General features: G+C 67.3%; 16 protein-coding genes. 11 read left to right on the forward strand and 5 right to left on the reverse strand.

Translation table 11 applies throughout. The annotated features are described in order from the left end of the window. Positions 1–52: 52 nt before the first annotated feature. Positions 53–1,000: a sugar ABC transporter substrate-binding protein gene (locus tag ACRDNQ_RS11365; RefSeq protein ID WP_431828759.1), complete on the reverse strand. Its 948-nt coding sequence runs from the start codon at positions 998–1,000 to the stop codon at positions 53–55. 142 nt (positions 1,001–1,142) lie between these two features. On the opposite strand from ACRDNQ_RS11365, the gene ACRDNQ_RS11370 reads away from it, so the two are divergent. After that, the gene (locus ACRDNQ_RS11370) at positions 1,143–2,144 is read left to right on the forward strand and encodes a LacI family DNA-binding transcriptional regulator (RefSeq protein ID WP_431828760.1); all 1,002 of its coding nucleotides are present in this window, start codon (positions 1,143–1,145) and stop codon (positions 2,142–2,144) included. A 37-nt stretch (positions 2,145–2,181) separates the two neighbouring features. On the opposite strand, the gene ACRDNQ_RS11375 is transcribed toward ACRDNQ_RS11370, so the two are convergent. The 3 genes from ACRDNQ_RS11375 to ACRDNQ_RS11385 are packed head-to-tail and all read right to left on the reverse strand — an operon-like array spanning position 2,182 to position 5,334. Then, positions 2,182–3,318, reverse strand: a complete 1,137-nt coding sequence (locus ACRDNQ_RS11375) for a Gfo/Idh/MocA family protein (RefSeq protein WP_431828761.1) — start codon at positions 3,316–3,318, stop codon at positions 2,182–2,184. A 10-nt stretch (positions 3,319–3,328) separates the two neighbouring features. Further along, complete coding sequence (locus ACRDNQ_RS11380; RefSeq protein ID WP_431828762.1) at positions 3,329–4,222, reverse strand: sugar phosphate isomerase/epimerase family protein; 894 nt, start codon at positions 4,220–4,222, stop codon at positions 3,329–3,331. A gap of 2 nt (positions 4,223–4,224) precedes the next feature. Then, positions 4,225–5,334 (reverse strand): Gfo/Idh/MocA family protein, encoded by a 1,110-nt coding sequence (locus tag ACRDNQ_RS11385; RefSeq protein ID WP_431828763.1) that lies wholly within the window; start codon positions 5,332–5,334, stop codon positions 4,225–4,227. A 119-nt stretch (positions 5,335–5,453) separates the two neighbouring features. Between ACRDNQ_RS11385 and iolD the strand changes: the two genes are divergently transcribed. From iolD to iolG, 6 genes are read left to right on the forward strand one after another with little or no spacing between them, the layout of a single operon-like run. Continuing rightward, positions 5,454–7,319, forward strand: a complete 1,866-nt coding sequence (gene iolD, locus ACRDNQ_RS11390) for a 3D-(3,5/4)-trihydroxycyclohexane-1,2-dione acylhydrolase (decyclizing) (protein WP_431828764.1) — start codon at positions 5,454–5,456, stop codon at positions 7,317–7,319. Continuing rightward, the gene (gene iolC, locus ACRDNQ_RS11395) at positions 7,316–8,299 is read left to right on the forward strand and encodes a 5-dehydro-2-deoxygluconokinase (protein ID WP_431828765.1); all 984 of its coding nucleotides are present in this window, start codon (positions 7,316–7,318) and stop codon (positions 8,297–8,299) included. Before iolD ends, iolC begins: the two co-directional genes overlap by 4 nt. Before the next feature lie 10 nt (positions 8,300–8,309). Then, positions 8,310–9,152, forward strand: a complete 843-nt coding sequence (locus ACRDNQ_RS11400) for a 5-deoxy-glucuronate isomerase (protein WP_431828766.1) — start codon at positions 8,310–8,312, stop codon at positions 9,150–9,152. Continuing rightward, the gene (locus tag ACRDNQ_RS11405) at positions 9,149–9,994 is read left to right on the forward strand and encodes a class II fructose-bisphosphate aldolase (protein WP_431828767.1); all 846 of its coding nucleotides are present in this window, start codon (positions 9,149–9,151) and stop codon (positions 9,992–9,994) included. Before ACRDNQ_RS11400 ends, ACRDNQ_RS11405 begins: the two co-directional genes overlap by 4 nt. Beyond that, on the forward strand, positions 9,991–11,133 hold the full coding sequence (locus ACRDNQ_RS11410) for a Gfo/Idh/MocA family protein (RefSeq protein ID WP_431828768.1): 1,143 nt from the start codon (positions 9,991–9,993) through the stop codon (positions 11,131–11,133). The genes ACRDNQ_RS11405 and ACRDNQ_RS11410 overlap by 4 nt, the downstream gene beginning before the upstream one ends. Next, complete coding sequence (gene iolG / locus ACRDNQ_RS11415; protein WP_431828769.1) at positions 11,130–12,119, forward strand: inositol 2-dehydrogenase; 990 nt, start codon at positions 11,130–11,132, stop codon at positions 12,117–12,119. Before ACRDNQ_RS11410 ends, iolG begins: the two co-directional genes overlap by 4 nt. 7 nt (positions 12,120–12,126) lie before the next feature. On the opposite strand, the gene ACRDNQ_RS11420 is transcribed toward iolG, so the two are convergent. Continuing rightward, the gene (locus ACRDNQ_RS11420) at positions 12,127–13,746 is read right to left on the reverse strand and encodes an alpha-amylase family glycosyl hydrolase (RefSeq protein WP_431828770.1); all 1,620 of its coding nucleotides are present in this window, start codon (positions 13,744–13,746) and stop codon (positions 12,127–12,129) included. A gap of 197 nt (positions 13,747–13,943) precedes the next feature. Here ACRDNQ_RS11420 and ACRDNQ_RS11425 point away from each other — a divergent pair, with 197 nt between their 5' ends. Genes ACRDNQ_RS11425 through ACRDNQ_RS11440 form a run of 4 tightly spaced genes read left to right on the forward strand, consistent with a single transcriptional unit; the run spans position 13,944 to position 16,661 of the window. Beyond that, positions 13,944–14,741, forward strand: coding sequence for a S49 family peptidase (locus ACRDNQ_RS11425; RefSeq protein WP_431828771.1), 798 nt, complete (start codon positions 13,944–13,946; stop codon positions 14,739–14,741). Positions 14,742–14,744: 3 nt separating this feature from the next. Further along, positions 14,745–14,903 (forward strand): hypothetical protein, encoded by a 159-nt coding sequence (locus ACRDNQ_RS11430; protein WP_431828772.1) that lies wholly within the window; start codon positions 14,745–14,747, stop codon positions 14,901–14,903. A gap of 4 nt (positions 14,904–14,907) precedes the next feature. Beyond that, positions 14,908–15,876 carry a calcium/sodium antiporter gene (locus ACRDNQ_RS11435; RefSeq protein ID WP_431828773.1) on the forward strand — a complete coding sequence of 323 codons (969 nt, stop codon included), beginning with the start codon at positions 14,908–14,910 and terminating at the stop codon, positions 15,874–15,876. Further along, positions 15,873–16,661, forward strand: coding sequence for an SDR family oxidoreductase (locus ACRDNQ_RS11440; protein ID WP_431828774.1), 789 nt, complete (start codon positions 15,873–15,875; stop codon positions 16,659–16,661). Before ACRDNQ_RS11435 ends, ACRDNQ_RS11440 begins: the two co-directional genes overlap by 4 nt. The last annotated feature ends 279 nt before the right edge of the window (positions 16,662–16,940 follow it).

A 16,940-nucleotide genomic window follows, 5' to 3' on the forward strand; every position in this document is an offset into this window, starting at 1 on the left:
AGTGATCAGGATCGAAGGGCGGCCCCCGGTGTGGGGCCGCCCCTGTCGTGGATCAGCGGTATTCGCCCGCGAACTTCTCGACCATCTCGAGTGCGTCCTTCGTCACGAAGCCCGGGCCCGAGTTGATGTTGTTGCCCGGCAGGACGCCGAAGCGGTGGTAGTTGGCGAGAACGATCACCGGCAGGTAGGCCTGCAGGAACGGCTGCTGGTCGATGCCCCACTTGATGACGTCGGCCTGGATCGCCTTCACGATCTCGGTGCCAAGGTCGAAGGTGCCGAAGTAGATGTCGCCGGCCATGCCGTTCTCTTCCAGCGCGAGGATCGTCGGATCGGCCGAGGTCGGTCCAAGCGTCAGAACGGCATCGGTGTCGGGGTTCGAGTTCAGGTAGGCAAGTACGCGGTTCTTGATCTCGGCCGGGTCCTGGCCGCTGTCGATCATCTGGTTGCCGAGTTCCACGCCAAGACCGTCAGCGAAGCCCTGGCACCGCTCGGTCGAGGAGGGCGACGAGATGTAGTGGTTCACGCAGAGGAACGATCCCACGCCATCCGACTTCGCGCGAAGGCCTGCGGCGTAGCCCGCATCGTATTCGGGCTGGCCCACGTACATCAGCGCACCGACCTCGCGCGCCTGCTCGGGTGTGCCCGAGTTGATGATGATGACATCCACGCCCGAGGCCACGGCATCCCGGATCGGGCCGGAGAGCACGTCGAAATCGGCCAGCGTCGTGATGATCCCGTCCGGGCCGCTTGCCGCCGCCTGTTCGATGATCCGCGCCATGTCGGCAAGGTCGCCGGTCGGCGGGTTCCGGTATTCGACCGTGACCCCCATCTGCTCGCCGCCAAGGGCGATGCCGTTCTTGATGGTGTTCCACCAGCTGTCGCTGTCGGGCGCGTGGCTGACGAGCACGTAGTTGAGCGATTCATGGCCCTCGGCAAGGGCGGCGACGGGCGCGGTGATCACGCCCGCTGCAATCGCGATGGATGCAACAACTGACTTCATTTGATCCTCCCAGATGTGGTGCGTCAGGAATGCCGGGCGGTTTGCCCGCCTCTCCGATTCTCAGGAAACCACAAGTCCAGAAATTTTGCAACCGGTTGCAAACGCTATTGCCAAAAGCCCTGCTTCGCCCCACTCTCTGTCCATGTCTGTGACGCTGAAGGATGTGGCCGAACTGGCGGGCGTTTCACGCTCGGCGGTGTCGCGCACCTTCACCGAAGGGGCCTCGGTTTCCGAGAAGACCCGCCGCAAGGTCGAGAAGGCGGCGCTGGCGCTGGGCTACCATCCGAACGCGCTTGCATCGAGCCTGACGACCGGACGCACCAAGCTGATCGGCCTCGTCGCCAACAACTTTCACAACCCGTTCTTCCTTGAGGTCTTCGACCTGTTCACCCGTGGCCTGCAGGACAGGGGGCTTCGGCCGTTGTTGGTGAACCTGACCGATGAGACCGACCCGCAGAATTCCGTGCGGCTTCTGCGGCAGTATTCGGTCGACGGGGTGATCGTGGCCTCGTCGACATTGTCGCCCGACTTCGCCCACGCCTTCCGCCGGGCGGGGGTGCCGGTCGTGCATTCGTTCGGCCGGTTCGACAGCGCGCCCCATGCCCATGTCGTGGGCATCGACAACATGGAATGCGGGCGGATGGCGGCGCAGACGCTTCTGGCGCGCGGCTACCGCCGCATCGCCTTCCTGGGCGGCCCCGAGACAGCCACCTCGACCCAGGACCGCATCGCCGGCTTCCTCGAGGTCGCGACCGCCCGGCCGGGGGTCACGGTCAGCCACAGCTTTGCCTCGGCCTACACCTTCGACGCCGGCCGGGTCGAGATGACGAAGCTCATGATGACAGACCCCGCCGAGGCCTATTTCTGCGGCGACGATGTCATCGCGATCGGCGCGCTCAGCGCGATCCAGTCGGCAGGTCTGAAGGTGCCCGGCGATATCGGGCTGATCGGGCTGAACGACATGGAGATGTCGCGTTGGGACAACATCGACCTGACCACGATCCGCCAGCCGATCCCGCAGATCATCGCAAGTTCCATCGACCTCGTGGTTTCGATGCTGACCGAGCCCGACCGCCTGCCGGAGGCGCGGCTTTTCCCCTGCTCGATCGTCGAACGCGGCACACTGCGTCCGCTTCCTGCCTGAGGCCGCCCGGACCCGGCCGGACGGCCTCGGGCAGGGCCTAGCGGAACATCGGCGGGCGCGCGTCGACCCAGGCGCCCTGTGCGCCGGCCGAGGCGACGGCGGCGTGAACCGCCGCCATCGACCGCAACCCATCCTCGGCCGAAGGCAGCGCGCCCGTCGCCTCGCCCCGGATCGCGGCGGCGAGATCGACGTAGATGTTCGCAACCGCCAGCGGGAAGCCTTCGGGGTGGGCGATCGCCACGCGCGACAGGCGCGCGGCTTCGGGGAAAATGCCGGCCTCGCCCTTCTCGATGATTTCGACGCGCCCGCCAAGCCTGTGATAATAGACCTGGTTCGGCTGTTCGGATGCCCATCGAAGTCCGCCCGTCTCGCCGAAGATCTGGATGTCGAGCCCGTGCTGGCGCCCCAGCGCGATGGTCGAGGTCCAAAGCCGGCCGACCGTGCCGCGCGAAGTGCGGAAGCTGACCATCGCGTCGTCCTCCAGCACGCGTCCCGGCACGGTCGAGGCGAAATCGGCCGACAGCCTTTCGACCTCGTCGCCAAGGATGAACGACGCCAGATGCAGGGCGTGGATGCCGCAATCGGCCATCTGGCCCGAAACGCCCGCCTGCGCCGGGTCATAGCGCCAGCGCACGCGCGGGTTCTCGGCGTCGTCGCCGGCGGCGTGGTGTCCGTGGCTGAAGTTCGCGACCACGCAGCGGATCGCGCCAAGATCGCCGGCCGCGACCATCGCGCGCATCTGCCGGATCATCGGGTAGGCGGAATAGCAGTAGTTCACCGCGCAGACCTTCCCGCTTTTGCGCGCGACGCGCACGATCTCTTCGCCTTCCTCGACGGTCATCGTCATCGGCTTTTCGCAAAGCACGTTGAAGCCTGCCTCGAGGAAGCCCTTGGTGATCTCGAAATGCGTCGCGTTCGGGGTGGCCACCGTCACCAGGTCGATGCGGTTGTCGCGCCCGCGTTCGCCCGCCAGCATCTCGCGCCAGTCGCCATAGGCACGGTCGGGCGCGATGCCCAGCGATCGCGCATAAGCGCGGCCCTTTTCGGGGTCGGCGTCAAGCGCGCCGGCGACAAAGGCATAAAGCCCGTCGGCCTGCGCGCCAAGCCGATGCGCGGGGCCGATCTGGCTGCCTTCGCCGCCGCCGACCATGCCCCAGGAAAGTCGTTGTGCCATTGATGCCCCCTCAGAAGCCGATCGAGGCCAGGTAGGCCCGGTTGATCCGCGCGTCGCGCAGCGGATCGGTGTCGGGCAGGGTCGGGTCGCAGTCCTGTTCGACGGTGCACCAGCCGTCGAAGCCGGCATCGAGCAGGATCTGCCGCACCCGCGGGAAATCCACGTCACCGTCGCCCAGGTTGCAGAAGATGCCCTGTCCGCAGGCCTCGTAGAAGCCTGTGCCCTTCGCGATCGCGTCGGCTTTCACGGCCGGGTCGATGTCCTTGAAATGCATGTAGCTGATGCGCCCGATGTGCCGCTCCATGAAGGCCACCGGATCGAAGCCGGCATAGGAATGGTGCCCGGTGTCGAAGCAGATCTTGAGAATGCGGTCGTCCACCTCGTCCAGCAGCCGCTCGAGCTCGGGTTCGAAATCCATGAACCCAGCGGCATGGGCGTGGATGCCCACGGTCAGGCCATAGTCCTCGGCCCCCATGCGGGCGACATGGGCGATGCGGTCGCGGAACGCGGCCCACTCGGCGGCGTCCATCCGTTCGGCCGCGTCATACCGGCCAGCGGTCGGTGCGCGGCGAGGCGATATCGAATCGATCAGCACAAGGTGCTGCGCCCCGTGCGCCTGCAGCGCCTTGCAGGTCCGCACCGACCCGTCGAGAACGTCGTCCCACTGCGCGGGGTCGTGGAAGGCGCGGAACACGACGCCGCCGATCAGCTCCAGCCCGTTTTCGGCCAGGGCTTCGGCCACTTGGGGCGGGTCCTCGGGCATGAAGCCCACCGGCCCAAGTTCGATGCCGGCATAACCGGCTTCGGCGCAGTCCCGCAGGACGTCGCGCCAGTCCGGGTTGCGCGGATCGCCCGCAAATTCCACCCCCCACGAGCAGGGCGCGTTGCCGATCTTGATGGTCATGGTCACTCCTGAAAAGACCGCAGGTCCGTCCAGGCCCGTGCGGCATGTGAACTGCGGGCCGCGGCGACGATCTCGGACACGGCAAGTCCGTCCTCGAAAGTCGGCCAGATGGCCTTGCCCGAGGCGATGGCGGCAAGGAAATCGCGGGCCTCGATGATGATCTGGTCCTGATAGCCGGTGCCATGCCCCGGCCCCTGGCAGAAGGCCGCGTAGTCGGGATGCGCGGGACCGGTCAGGATCTTGGTGAAGCCCCGTCCGGCCTCGGGCCCCTCGGCGCGGTAAAGCCAGAGCGCGTTCTGGTCTTCCTGATCGAAGCGGATCGCGCCCTTCGTTCCGGTGATCTCATAGGCATAGCCCATCTTCCGGCCATGGGCGACACGGCTGAAGAAGAGGTGCCCCGAGGCGCCCGACGCGAAGCGGCACATCATCTGCGCCTGGTCATCGTTGGTCACGGCGACGCCGCCCCGATCGGTGTGAACCGTATCGATCTGCGCCATGACCGATGTGATCGGGCCGGCAAGCGCCAGCGCTGCGTTGATCATGTGGGGGGCAAGGTCGCCCATGGTTCCGTTCGCCTCGCCTTCGGTTCGCCACGAGGCGGGCGCGGCGGGATCGGCGTAGAAGTCTTCCGTGTGTTCGCCCCGGAACCAGACCAGATCGCCGATCTCGCCCCCGGCGATCAGCCTGCGGGCGAACTGCGTGGCCGGGGTGCGGACATAGTTGAAGCCCACCATGTTGACGCAGCCGCTGTCACGCGCCGCCGCCACCATGGCCCGGGCATCGGAAAGCGAGGCGCCAAGCGGCTTTTCGCAGAACACGGGCTTGCCCAGGGCGAAGGCGGCCTCGGCGATCGGACGGTGCGTGGCCTGGGGCGAGGCGATCACCACCGCCTCGACTTCGGGCGCGGCGACAAGGTCGCGCCAGTCGGCCGTGCCCTGGCGGAATCCAAAGGCATCGCGGTAGCGCGCGGCACTTTCCGGAGTGGACGCCGCGACCATTTCAAGCACTGGCCGCAAGGGCGTGTCGAAGACCGCGCCGACAGCCGACATCGCCACGGCATGGGCCTTTCCCATGTAGCCGCCGCCGACGATTCCGATCCCGATCCGCTTCATGTGGGCATCGCCTGAAAGTGTTTGCAACCGGTTGCAATTCGAGTATCGTCAAAAGCGCGCCACGGTCAATGACCAATCACGGGTGCAGTTCGTTTGCAGCGGAACGGAGGGAGGCCGCAATGCCGGGCGAAACCATTCGACTGACCACGGCCCAGGCGATCGTCAGGTATCTTGCCGCCCAGTTCATCGAGATCGACGGGGTCCGGACACGCCTGTGCGGCGGGGGATTCGGGATCTTCGGTCATGGCAACGTGACCTGCCTCGGCGAGGCGCTTTACGGCCGGCAGGACGCGCTACCGCTGTACCGGGGCCAGAACGAACAAAGCATGGGCTTCGCTGCCGCCGCCTATGCGAAATACCATCTGCGCCGCCGGTTCATGTTCTGCACCGCCTCGGCGGGGCCGGGCACCGCGAATTTGCTGACGGCCTCGGCGCTGGCCCATGCCAACCGCCTGCCGATGCTCATGCTGTGCGGCGACACCTTTCTGACCCGTCTGCCCGACCCCGTGCTTCAGCAGCTTGAACACTTCGGCAATCCGACCCTGGGCGTGAACGACGCCTTCAAGGCCGTGACTCGCTATTGGGACCGGATCACCCATCCCGCGCAGGTCATCCAGTCGCTGCCCGCCGCGCTGGCGGTGATGCTTGACCCCGCAGACTGCGGGCCGGCCTTCCTGGGGCTGCCGCAGGACGTGCAGGGCTGGACCTACGACTATCCGGCATCGTTCTTCGACGAGCGTGTGCACCGCATCCGCCGGCAGGCCCCCGACACTGGCGAGGTCGCCGAGGCGGCGGTGGCGCTGGCCGGCGCGAAACGGCCCGTCCTCATCGCGGGCGGCGGTGTCCAGTATTCCGGAGCGGTGGCCGAACTGACTGCCTTCGCCGAGGCGCATGGCATCCCCGTGGTCGAAACCATCGCCGGGCGCGCGAACCTGCTGGCGACGCATCCGCTGAACGCCGGGCCCATCGGCGTCACCGGGTCCGACAGCGCCAATGCAGTGGCCGAGGCAGCCGACGTGGTGCTGGCGGTCGGAACCCGCCTGCAGGACTTCACCACGGGGTCCTGGACGGCCTTCGCGCAGGACGCGCGCCTTGTCTCGATCAACGCGGCGCGGCACGATGCCGGCAAGCATCTGTCGCTTCCGGTGGTGGGCGACGCCAAGCTGGGGCTGACGGCGCTAGGTGCCGCGCTTGGCGGCTATCGCGCGCCCGAGACCTGGACCGAATTCGCCCGGGACGAACGCCGCAAATGGGACGCCTACGTGGCCGAGAACGTGCGCCCCGGCAACCGCCCCAATTCCTATGCCCAGGCGATCGGCGTCGTGAACGACCTGTGCGGTTCGCGCGACCGCGTGGTGGCGGCCGCCGGCGGCCTTCCGGCCGAGGTGACCGCGAACTGGCGGACGCTTGGCGTCGGCACGGTCGACGTGGAGTTCGGCTTTTCCTGCATGGGCTACGAGATCGCCGGCGGCTGGGGCGCGCGCATCGCTCAGGCCGAGGCCGAACCCGACGCCGACACCATCGTCTTCGTCGGTGACGGGTCGTATCTTCTGATGAACTCCGACATCTATTCGTCGGTGCTGACGGGCAAGAAGCTGATCATCCTTGTCCTCGACAACGGCGGTTTCGCTGTCATCAACAAGCTTCAGAACAACACCGGCAACGAAAGCTTCAACAACCTGATCGCGGATTGCCCGACCGTCCCCGAACCCTTCGCCGTCGATTTCGCGGCGCATGCCGCCGCTATGGGCGCGCGGTCCGAAGTGGTGGCGAACCCCTCCGAACTGGCCGAGGCGTTCCGGCGCGCGAAGGCCGCCGACCGCACCAGCGTGATCGTGATGAGCGTCGATGCCTATGACGGCTGGACGACCCAGGGCCACGCCTGGTGGGAAGTCGGCACCCCGGCCGTGTCCGACAGCGCAAAGGTGCGCGCCGCCCATGCCGACGTCGAGGCCGCCCGCGTCCGGCAGAGGAGGGGGGTATGACCACCACGCTCGACGGGATCGCGCGCAATCGCTTCGCCGTCTTCGGCCGCGTGGGGATGGACCTCTTTCCCGATCCGCCGGGCACGCGCACCCGCGACGCGATACGCTTCGACTGCGGGCTTGGCGGGTCGTCGGCGAACATCGCCGCGGGCCTGTGCAAGTTCGGCGGCCATGCCGCGCTGATCACGTCCGTCTCGGACGACGCGGTCGGCTGGTTCTGCCTGAAGCAGTTGGGAGATTACGGTGTCGACACGCGCTATGTGAAGCGCATCAGGGGCGAATACCGCACCTCGCTGGCGATCTACGAAAGCCGGGTCGAGGATCACCAGACCGTGTTGTATCGCAACGGCGCCGCCGATTTCCAGGTGACGGCCGAGGATGTCGACCGCGTCGATTTCACCGACTACGGCGCCTTCATCACGGCCGGCACCGTCTTTGCCGCCGAACCGTCGCGCGGGTCCGCCTTCCATGCGTTCGAAAGGGCGCGGGCGTGCGGTCTGCCGGTGATCTTCGACGTGGACTACCGCCCCTATTCGTGGCCCTCGGCCGACGTCGCGGCCGAGGTGCTGTCGCGCGCCGGGGCCGCCAGCGACATCATCGTGGGCAATGACGAAGAGTTTGGCTTCATGGCGGGCGACATGGCGAAGGGGCTTCAGAAGGCGCAGGATCTTGCGTCGTCGACGGCCGAGATCGTCGTCTACAAGATGGGCGAGAAGGGCGCGATCACCTTTGCCGGCGGCCGCGAGATCCGCACCGGCATCTATCCCGTCACCGCGCTCAAGCCGACGGGCGCGGGCGACAGCTTCATGGCGGGTCTCTTGTCGGGACTGGCCGCCGGGCAGGACCTGCGGGACGCGGTTCTTCGCGGCTCGGCCTGCGCGGCGATCGTCGTGGCGCGGCCCGGATGCGCCCCGGCGATGCCCAACGAGGCGCAACTCAGCGCCTTCCTCGCCGGACATTCCGGCCCCACCGCCGCCTGAGCGAGGCCAAATGCACATCGAACCCTACGACAACGCGAACGAACCGATCGTCGCCGCCGGCGACGCCACGGTGCCGCTCAACTACTTCAACATCGTGTGCCTGACCCGCGGCGACAGCTTCACCTATGCGGTGCCGGGCTACGAGACCTGCATCGTTCCCGCAACGGGAACGATCGACGTGCGCGTCGGCGCATTCTCGGCCGAGGCCATCGGCAGGCGCGGCACCGACGTCTGGGACGGCGAGCCCGAGGGCGTCTATGTGCCAAGCGGGCAGGAGGCCACGATTACCTGCCGGTCGGACAGCGCCGAGGTCTTCGTGGCCGGGGCGAAGTTCGACGAGGTGCTTGCGCCATTCGCGGTCCGCGCCGACGAGATCGACCTTGTGCAATATGGCTCGGACGACACCAAGACGCACCGCAAGATCAAGCACATCCTCGGGCAGAAGCAGGCCGGGCGGGTCGGCCGCCTGCTGGTGAGCGAGCTTTACACCGTGGGCAAGGGCGGCTGGTCCGGCTTTCCCAGCCACAAGCACGACACCGACCGCCTGCCGGACGAGACGCGGCACGACGAGACCTACAATTTCCGCTTCCGGCCGAAGCACGGCTCGGGGCTGCAACTTCTGCAGCGCGAGGATGGCGGGGTCGGCGAGGCCTATCACATCGTCGACGGATCGACCGTCTGCATCGACCGCGGCTATCATCCCTGCGTGGTCATGCCGGGCTACGAGATGTATTACTTCACCATCCTCGGCGGCCTCTCGCAGCGGTCGCTGGTGCAGTATTTCCAGCCCACCCACGCCGATCAGGTGAAGACTATTCCCGGCATCCTCGACATGGTGGCGAAGTTCAAATGACGCTGGCGACGCTTCGCGACGTGCTTCAACCCGCCTTGGCCGGGGGATACGCCGTCGGCGGCCTTGTCTGTCTGGGGTGGGAGGACATGCGCGCCTATGTCCGCGCCGCCGAGGCCGAGGGCCTGCCCGTCATCCTTCAGGCCGGCCCGTCTTGTCGCAAGCATACGCCGCTGCCGGTTCTGGGGGCGATGTTCCGGGCGCTTGCGGACAGCGTGTCCGTGCCCGTCGTCGCGCACCTCGACCACGGCTACACCGCCGAGGAATGCCGGATCGCGATCGACAGCGGCTTCACCTCAGTGATGTTCGACGGCTCGCGCACACCGCTGGCCCAGAACATCGAGGACACCGGACGCATCGCCGAAATCGCCCATGTCGCCGGCGTCTCGTGCGAGGGTGAGATCGGCTTTGTCGGCTATTCCGAGGGCGAATCCTCGCGCGGGACCGATCCCGACGAGGCGGCCGCGTTCGCCGCGGCGACCGGGGTGGACGCCATGGCGATCTCGGTCGGCAACGTCCACCTTCAGCAGAACCACGAGGGCGGCCTCGACGAAGACAGGATCCGCGCGATCGAGGCGGTGACGACGGTGCCGCTGGTGATTCACGGCGGCTCGGGCGTGCCCATAGCGCAGCGTCGCGCGCTGGCGCATGGCAGCCGCATCTGCAAGTTCAACATCGGGACCGAACTGCGGATGGTCTTCGGGGCCGCGCTGCGCGAGGCGCTGGCGTCGGACCCGCAGGTCTTCGACCGCGTCGCGATCCTGAGCCAGGTCGAGGCCCCGATCGAGGCCGCCGCGCGCGCGGCCCTGCGTGCGATCGGGCCAGAAGGAGGGGTCGCCAGATGACCGGCCCCCGCGCCCTTGGCGTCGGCCTGATCGGAACGGGCTTCATGGGCAAGGCGCATGCCCTGGCGTGGCGCAGCGCCGGGGCGATCTTCGGCGACCTGCCCGAGGTGCGCCTGGAATGTCTGTGCGACACGCCCGCCGACAAGGCCGCGGAATTCGCCCGGCAATTCGGGTTCGCCCGCGCGACCGATGACTGGCGCGTGCTTGTGACGGACCCGGCGGTCGACGTCGTGTCGATCACCACGCCGAACAGCCTGCACAAGGAGATGGCCCTTGCCGCCCTTGCCGCGGGCAAGCACGTCTGGTGCGAAAAGCCGATGGCGCTGACGCTGGCCGACGCCGCCGACATGGCGCGGGCCGCCCGTGCCGGGGGAACCCGGACGCAGGTCGGCTACAACTACGTCGCCAACCCGGCCTTCACCCACGCCCAGCGCCTGATCGAGGGCGGCACCATCGGCCGGATCGTTCACGTCCGCGGCTGGGTCGACGAAGATTACCAGGCCGACCCGCAGCTTGCCTGGACCTGGCGCGCCCGCATCGCCGACGCTGGGCTGGGAACGCTTGGCGATCTTGGCTGCCACCTAGTGTCGCTGCTGTGCGGTCTGGCCGGGCCGGTCGACAGCGTCCTGGCCGAGATCCAGACCGTTTATCCCCGCCGCCCGCTGCCCGACGGCGAAGGCTATGGCGAAGTCGAGAACGAGGATGTCGCCTCGGCACTTCTGCGCTTTGCCTCGGGCGTCCGTGGCGTCTTCATGAGCTCGCGCTCGGCCTGGGGCCGGAAGAACTCGCTTGGGTTCGAGGTCCATGGAACGAAGGGCATGATCGTCTTCGAGCAGGAGCGGATGAACGAGCTTCGGCTTTACGTCAACGAAGGTCCGAGGGCCGAACAGGGCTTTCGGACCATCCTGACCGGACCCGAGCATCCGCCCTTCGGCGCCTTCGTGCCGGCGCCGGGCCACCAGCTTGGCTTCAACGACCTCAAGGCGATCGAGCTTGCCGGCTTCCTTCGGGCCATCGCCGGCGGACCGCGCAATCACCCCGATTTCGAGGCGGCCCTCGAGTTCGAGAAGGTCATCCATGCCATCGCGCGGGCGTCCCACGAGGGCCGCCGCGTCACCATCGCGGAGATCGACACATGACGCTGAACATCGCAATCCTCGGGGCCGGCCGCATCGGGCAGGTCCATGCCCGCGCCGTGGGCGGCAACCGCGACGCCCGCCTCGTCGCCGTGGCGGATGCCATGCCCGAAGCCGCGCAGGCGCTGTCCGCGGCCTATGGCGCCCGGGTCGACACGATCGACGCGATCGCGCGCGATCCCGGGGTGGACGCGGTCGTGATCTGCACGCCGACCGATACGCACGCCGACCTGATCGAGCAGTTCGCCCGCGCCGGAAAGGCGATCTTCTGCGAAAAGCCCATCGACCTCGACATCGGGCGGGTCAAGCAGTGCCTCAAGGTGGTCGCGGACACGGGCACGGTGCTGATGGTCGGGTTCAACCGCCGCTTCGATCCGCATTTCCGCGCGCTGAAGGGTGCGATCGACGCCGGCCGCGTGGGTCGGGTCGAGCAGGTCGTGATCACCAGCCGCGACCCCGCCCCGCCGCCGCATGCCTACATCGAACGGTCGGGCGGCATCTTCCGTGACATGATGATCCACGATTTCGACATGGCGCGCTTCCTGCTTGGCGAACCCATCGCCCGCGTCGCCGCCGTCGCCTCGGCCTTGGTCGATCCGGGGATCGGGCGTCTGGGCGACTACGACACCGCGATCGTGACGATGGAGGCCGAAAGCGGGGCGCAGATCGTCATCACCAACTCGCGCCGGGCGAGCTATGGCTACGACCAGAGGATCGAGGTCGCGGGCTCGCTGGGGATGGCGCAGGCGGAAAACCAGCGTGCCGCCGACATCGTGGTGGCCGATGCGTCAGGCTTCGCCAAGCCCGTCCTTCTCGACTTCTTCATGACCCGCTACCTCGAGGCCTACGCCGCCGAGATCGCCGCCTTCATCGCGGCGGTCACCGAAGGCATCCCGCCCGAGGTGACGGGCGCGGACGGGCTTGCCGCGCTCGAACTTGCGGACGCGGCGGCGCGGGCCGCCAAGTCGGGGTCCTGGGTCAGCCTCTGACCGTCGGTCAGGCGGCCACCGACACGCCGTCGCCGGCGTCAAGAAAGACAAAGCCGTTGGGGCCGAAGGTGATGGCCCCGGCCCCCACCTCGACGGACTGCGACGGGCCGACCGGGGCGGCCCCGCCCGACAGTCGCAGCCGCGCGCGGTCGGGCGACAGGTTGAACAGACACAGCAGCCGCGCCCCGTCCTTCGCCCGCTCGATCCCCAGCACGGTCGACCCGAGGTCGAGAAAACGCGTCGTGCCGAACATCAGCTCGGGGCGCGACTTTCGAAAGGCAAGCTGCGCGCGGTAGGCGGCAAGCACCGACTGCGGATGGCTTTCCTGCCGGTCGACCGCGCGCGCGGCCTGCGGCGGCTTCACCGGCAGCCAGGGCCTGGCGGACGAAAAGCCCGCGTTGGGCGCGTCGGCCTCCCACACCATCGGGGTGCGGCAGCCGTCACGGCCCTTGTTCTCGGGCCAGAAGCGCAGGCCGGGCGGGTCGGTCAGTTCGTCATAGGTCAGCTCTGTCTCGGTCTGCCCAAGCTCTTCGCCCTGATAGATGCCCAGCGTCCCGGGGAAGCTGGTCAGAAGCGCGATCGCCTGCTTGGCCAGCGCATCCGCGTCGCGGGCATGTGCCGCCCAGCGCGTGACGTGCCTCACCACGTCGTGGTTCGAGAAACTCCAGCTTGGCCAGCCATCGGGGGCGCCGGTCAGGAATTCCCCGATCACGCGCCGGAAATGCGCGGGCGAGAAGCGCGGGCCCAGCATGTCGAAGCTGTAGGCCATGTGCAGCCGGTCGTTGCCGCGCGTGTAGTCGGCCATGACCTGCACCGCACGGTCGGATTCGCCCACCTCGCCGATCAGCATCCGGTCCGGATACCGGTCGGTCAGCGCGCGCAGGCGCTGCAGGAAGGCGATGTTCTCGGGCCGGGTCTTGTCGTGGATGTGGTCCTGCATGGCATAGGTGCCCGAAGCCATCTCGTGCTCGCCCTGCGGCAAGACCGGATTGTCGCGCAGAAGCGGGTCGTGAAAGTAGTAGTTCACCGTGTCCAGCCGGAACCCGTCGACCCCGCGCTCGAGCCAGAAGCGCACGGCATCGAGGATCGCCTCCTGAACTTCGGGATTGTGGAAGTTCAGGTCGGGCTGCTTCGACAGGAAGTTGTGCATGTAGTACTGGCCGCGCCGGGGCTCGTATTCCCAGGACGGTCCGCCGAAATGCGACAGCCAGTTGTTCGGGGCCGTGCCGTCCGCCCGGGGCGCCGCCCAGACGTACCAGTCGGCCTTGGGATTGCTGCGCGAGGCGCGGCTTTCGATGAACCAGGGGTGCTTGTCGGACGTGTGCGACAGCACCTGGTCGATGATGACCTTCAGGCCCAGGTCGTGGGCGCGGCCGACAAGCGCGTCGAAGTCCGAAAGCGTCCCGAAGAGCGGATCGACACCTTTGTAGTCCGACACGTCGTAGCCCATGTCGGCCTGGGGCGAGGCGAAGAAGGGCGACAGCCAGATCGCGTCGACGCCAAGCGAGGCGACATGACCCAGCCTTCGGGTGATGCCGGGAAGGTCGCCAATGCCGTTTCCGGTCGTGTCCTGAAAGGACCGCGGATAGATCTGATAGACCGTCGCGCCCCGCCACCATTCCGCCATCGCCCGTTCCCTTCGATCACGCCTGCCGCACTGGGTGGCCCGCAGCCGCAGGCCTGCGGCACCCTATCCACGACCGCGGCGAATTCAATTCGTTTCGCGTCTTGGCGTGCGCTGCGCGCGGGGCGCATACGCAACACTTCGGACGGAATTCAAGCCTTGCCTTGCTGGCCCCCGGGGCGCCGCCTACATGACCGCCCATGAGGCGCTTCATCCCCTTTCTCAAGACCGGGCCCCGGGTGGCCGTCCTGCGCCTGCAGGGCGTGATCGCCGCCGTCGGCCGCGGCGGTGCCCTGAACGACGCGGGGCTTGCCCCGGTGATCGAGAAGGCCTTTCGCAAGGGCAAGCCCGACGCCGTCGCGCTGGTGCTGAACTCGCCCGGCGGAAGCCCCGCGCAATCCTCGCTCATCGCCGCGCGGATCCGCCGACTGGCCGACGAAAAGGACGTGCCGGTCTATGCCTTCGTCGAGGATGTGGCCGCCTCGGGCGGTTACTGGATCGCCGCCGCCGCGGACGAGATCTGGGTCGACGCGAACTCGATCGTCGGGTCGATCGGCGTCATCTCCGCCGGCTTCGGCTTTACCGATTTCATCGCCCGTCACGGGGTCGAGCGCCGGGTCTATACCGCCGGCGCCTCTAAGAGCATGCTTGACCCGTTCCAGCCCGAAAAACCCGAGGACGTGAAGCGCCTGAAGGACCTGCAAGAACAGATCCACCAGGGCTTCATCGCCCATGTGAAGGACCGCCGCGGTGCGAAACTTGCCGAAGGCGATCTGTTCACCGGCGAGGTCTGGGTGGGCGGCAAATCGTGCGACGTCGGGCTGAGCGACGGCGTCGGCCATCTTGTTCCGAAGATGAAGGAAGTCTTCGGCGACAAGGTGCGCTTCATGGTCTACCAGCAGCGCCGGCCGATCTTCGCGCGCTTCGGCTCGACCCTTCTGGCCGAGGCCATGGCCCAGGTCGAGGAACGCGCGCTTTATGCCCGCTTCGGCCTCTGACGCATGATCCAGGCGGTCGTCCTTTTCCTTGTCGCGATGCTTGCGCTCGCCGTCTACGGCAAGCTGAAGCGTGGCAATCCGAAGATATCGTCGGGCAAATGCCCGCGCTGCGGCCGCCATCGCATCGGCAAGGGCCCCTGCGCCTGCGGAAAGGGGGCCTGAGCGGATGGATTTCATCCTTGCCGCGCTCGGCCTCGTGATCCTTCTGCTTGCCGGCGACTCCCTTGTGCGGGGCGCGGTCAACGTCTCGCTTCGGCTTGGCGTGCCCGCACTTCTGGTCAGCCTGACGATCGTCGCCTTCGGCACCTCGGCGCCCGAGCTTCTGATTTCGATCAAGGCGGTCCTGCAGAACTCGCCCGGGATCGCGCTGGGCAACGTGGTCGGGTCGAACACTGCGAACATCCTTCTGGTGCTGGGCATTCCCGCGATCATCTCGGGCCTTGCCACCAGCCGCAGCGCGCCGATCAAGAGCTATCTGACGATGCTTGGGGCGTCGGTCCTTTTCATCGGCGTCTGCTTCATCGGTCCGATCACGTGGGTCCACGGGCTGGTCATGCTGGCGGTCCTCGCCGCGATCCTGGTCGATCAGGGGCGCGAGGCGCTGGCCCACCGCCGCAACGGCACAGCAAACGACGCGGCCGAAGGCGATGACGGGGATGACGACCTCGAAGGTGCGGACCCTGACATGCCGTGGTGGAAGATCCTCGTCTTTCTCGGGCTTGGCCTCGTGGGTCTGCCGCTTGGTGCCGATCTTCTGGTCGACAGCTCGATCAACATCGCCCGCGCGATCGGGGTCAGCGAAACGGCGATCGGGCTGACGCTTGTCGCCATCGGCACCTCGCTGCCCGAACTTGCGACCACGGTCATGGCCGCCATTCGCCGCCAGGCCGACGTGGCCCTTGGCAACGTGATCGGGTCGAACATGTTCAACCTGATGGGGATCATCGGGGTGGCGTCGTTGTTCGGCGCGATCGCCGTGCCGCCGGAATTCCTGCGCTTCGACCTTTGGGTGATGCTGGGGGTTTCGGTTCTGATTGCGCCTTTCGTCTTTTCGAGGAGCCTCGACATGACTCGACTGTGGGGTGTGGCCTTCATCGCGATTTACGCGGTCTATCTTTGGCTGGTGGTGGCATGACCGGCGGGCGGGCCCTTGTGACCGGCGCCGGCACGCGGCTTGGCCGGGCCATGGCGCTGCGTCTGGCCGCGCGCGGGCAGGCGGTCGCGGTGCATTACAACGCCTCGCGCGCTGCCGCAGAAGAGGTGGTGGACGCGATCCGCGCCGCCGGCGGCATCGCCCATGCCCTTCAGGCCGACCTGCTGGACGAGGCCGCGACCCAGGCGCTTGTCCCGGCCGCGGCCGAGGCCCTGGGTGGCCCGCTTACCGTCTTGATCAACAACGCTTCGATCTTCGAACATGACGACATCCGCAGCGGCACGCGGGAAAGCTGGGACCGGCACATGGAATCGAACCTGCGCGCGCCGGTGGTCCTGACCCAGCGCTTCGCAGAGGCAGCACCCGACCCGCTGATCGAGGCCCCGCGCGAGGAACCGCTTGCCCAGGCCCTGGTCGTCAACATGATCGACCAGCGGGTGCGCAAGCTCACGCCCGAGTTCATGAGCTACACGATCGCGAAGATGGGCCTGTGGGCCTTCACCCGCACCGCGGCCCAGGCGCTGGCGCCGCGCGTGCGCGTCAATGCCATCGGCCCCGGTCCGACGATGCGCGGCGCGCGCCAGAGCGAACAGCATTTCACCGATCAGCGCCGCGCGACGGTGTTGCAGCGCGGGTCCTCGCCCGAGGACATCGTTCACGCCCTCGACTACTTCCTCGATGCGCGGGCCGTGACCGGTCAGCTGCTGTGCATCGACGGCGGGCAGCATCTGGGGTGGCGGACCCCGGATGTGCTTGGAGTCGAGTGATTTTTCGGCTGTTTGCAGGGCTTGCCGCTTGACTTGTTCACCCTGGCGGGGGCCTTCACAATGCCGTTACGAATCCTTTAATGTTTTCAGGTATTTGCTGGCCAGTCAGAATTCTTTTATGAGATTTCAATGGCTTATGCCGGCGCCCAAAAAATAGGCAAGCCGACGAAGCGGCCCGAATTCAACGGATTTTTCGGCCGCCCCAAAGGTTTTCCGCAGAGTTTTCCACAGATTTGGGGGACAGCTTTCCTCTTGCCCCCACAGCCATAAGATTGCAGC

It is taken from the genome of Saliniferula longa (assembly GCF_050789285.1).
GTDB lineage: Bacteria > Pseudomonadota > Alphaproteobacteria > Rhodobacterales > Rhodobacteraceae > CAVPWP01.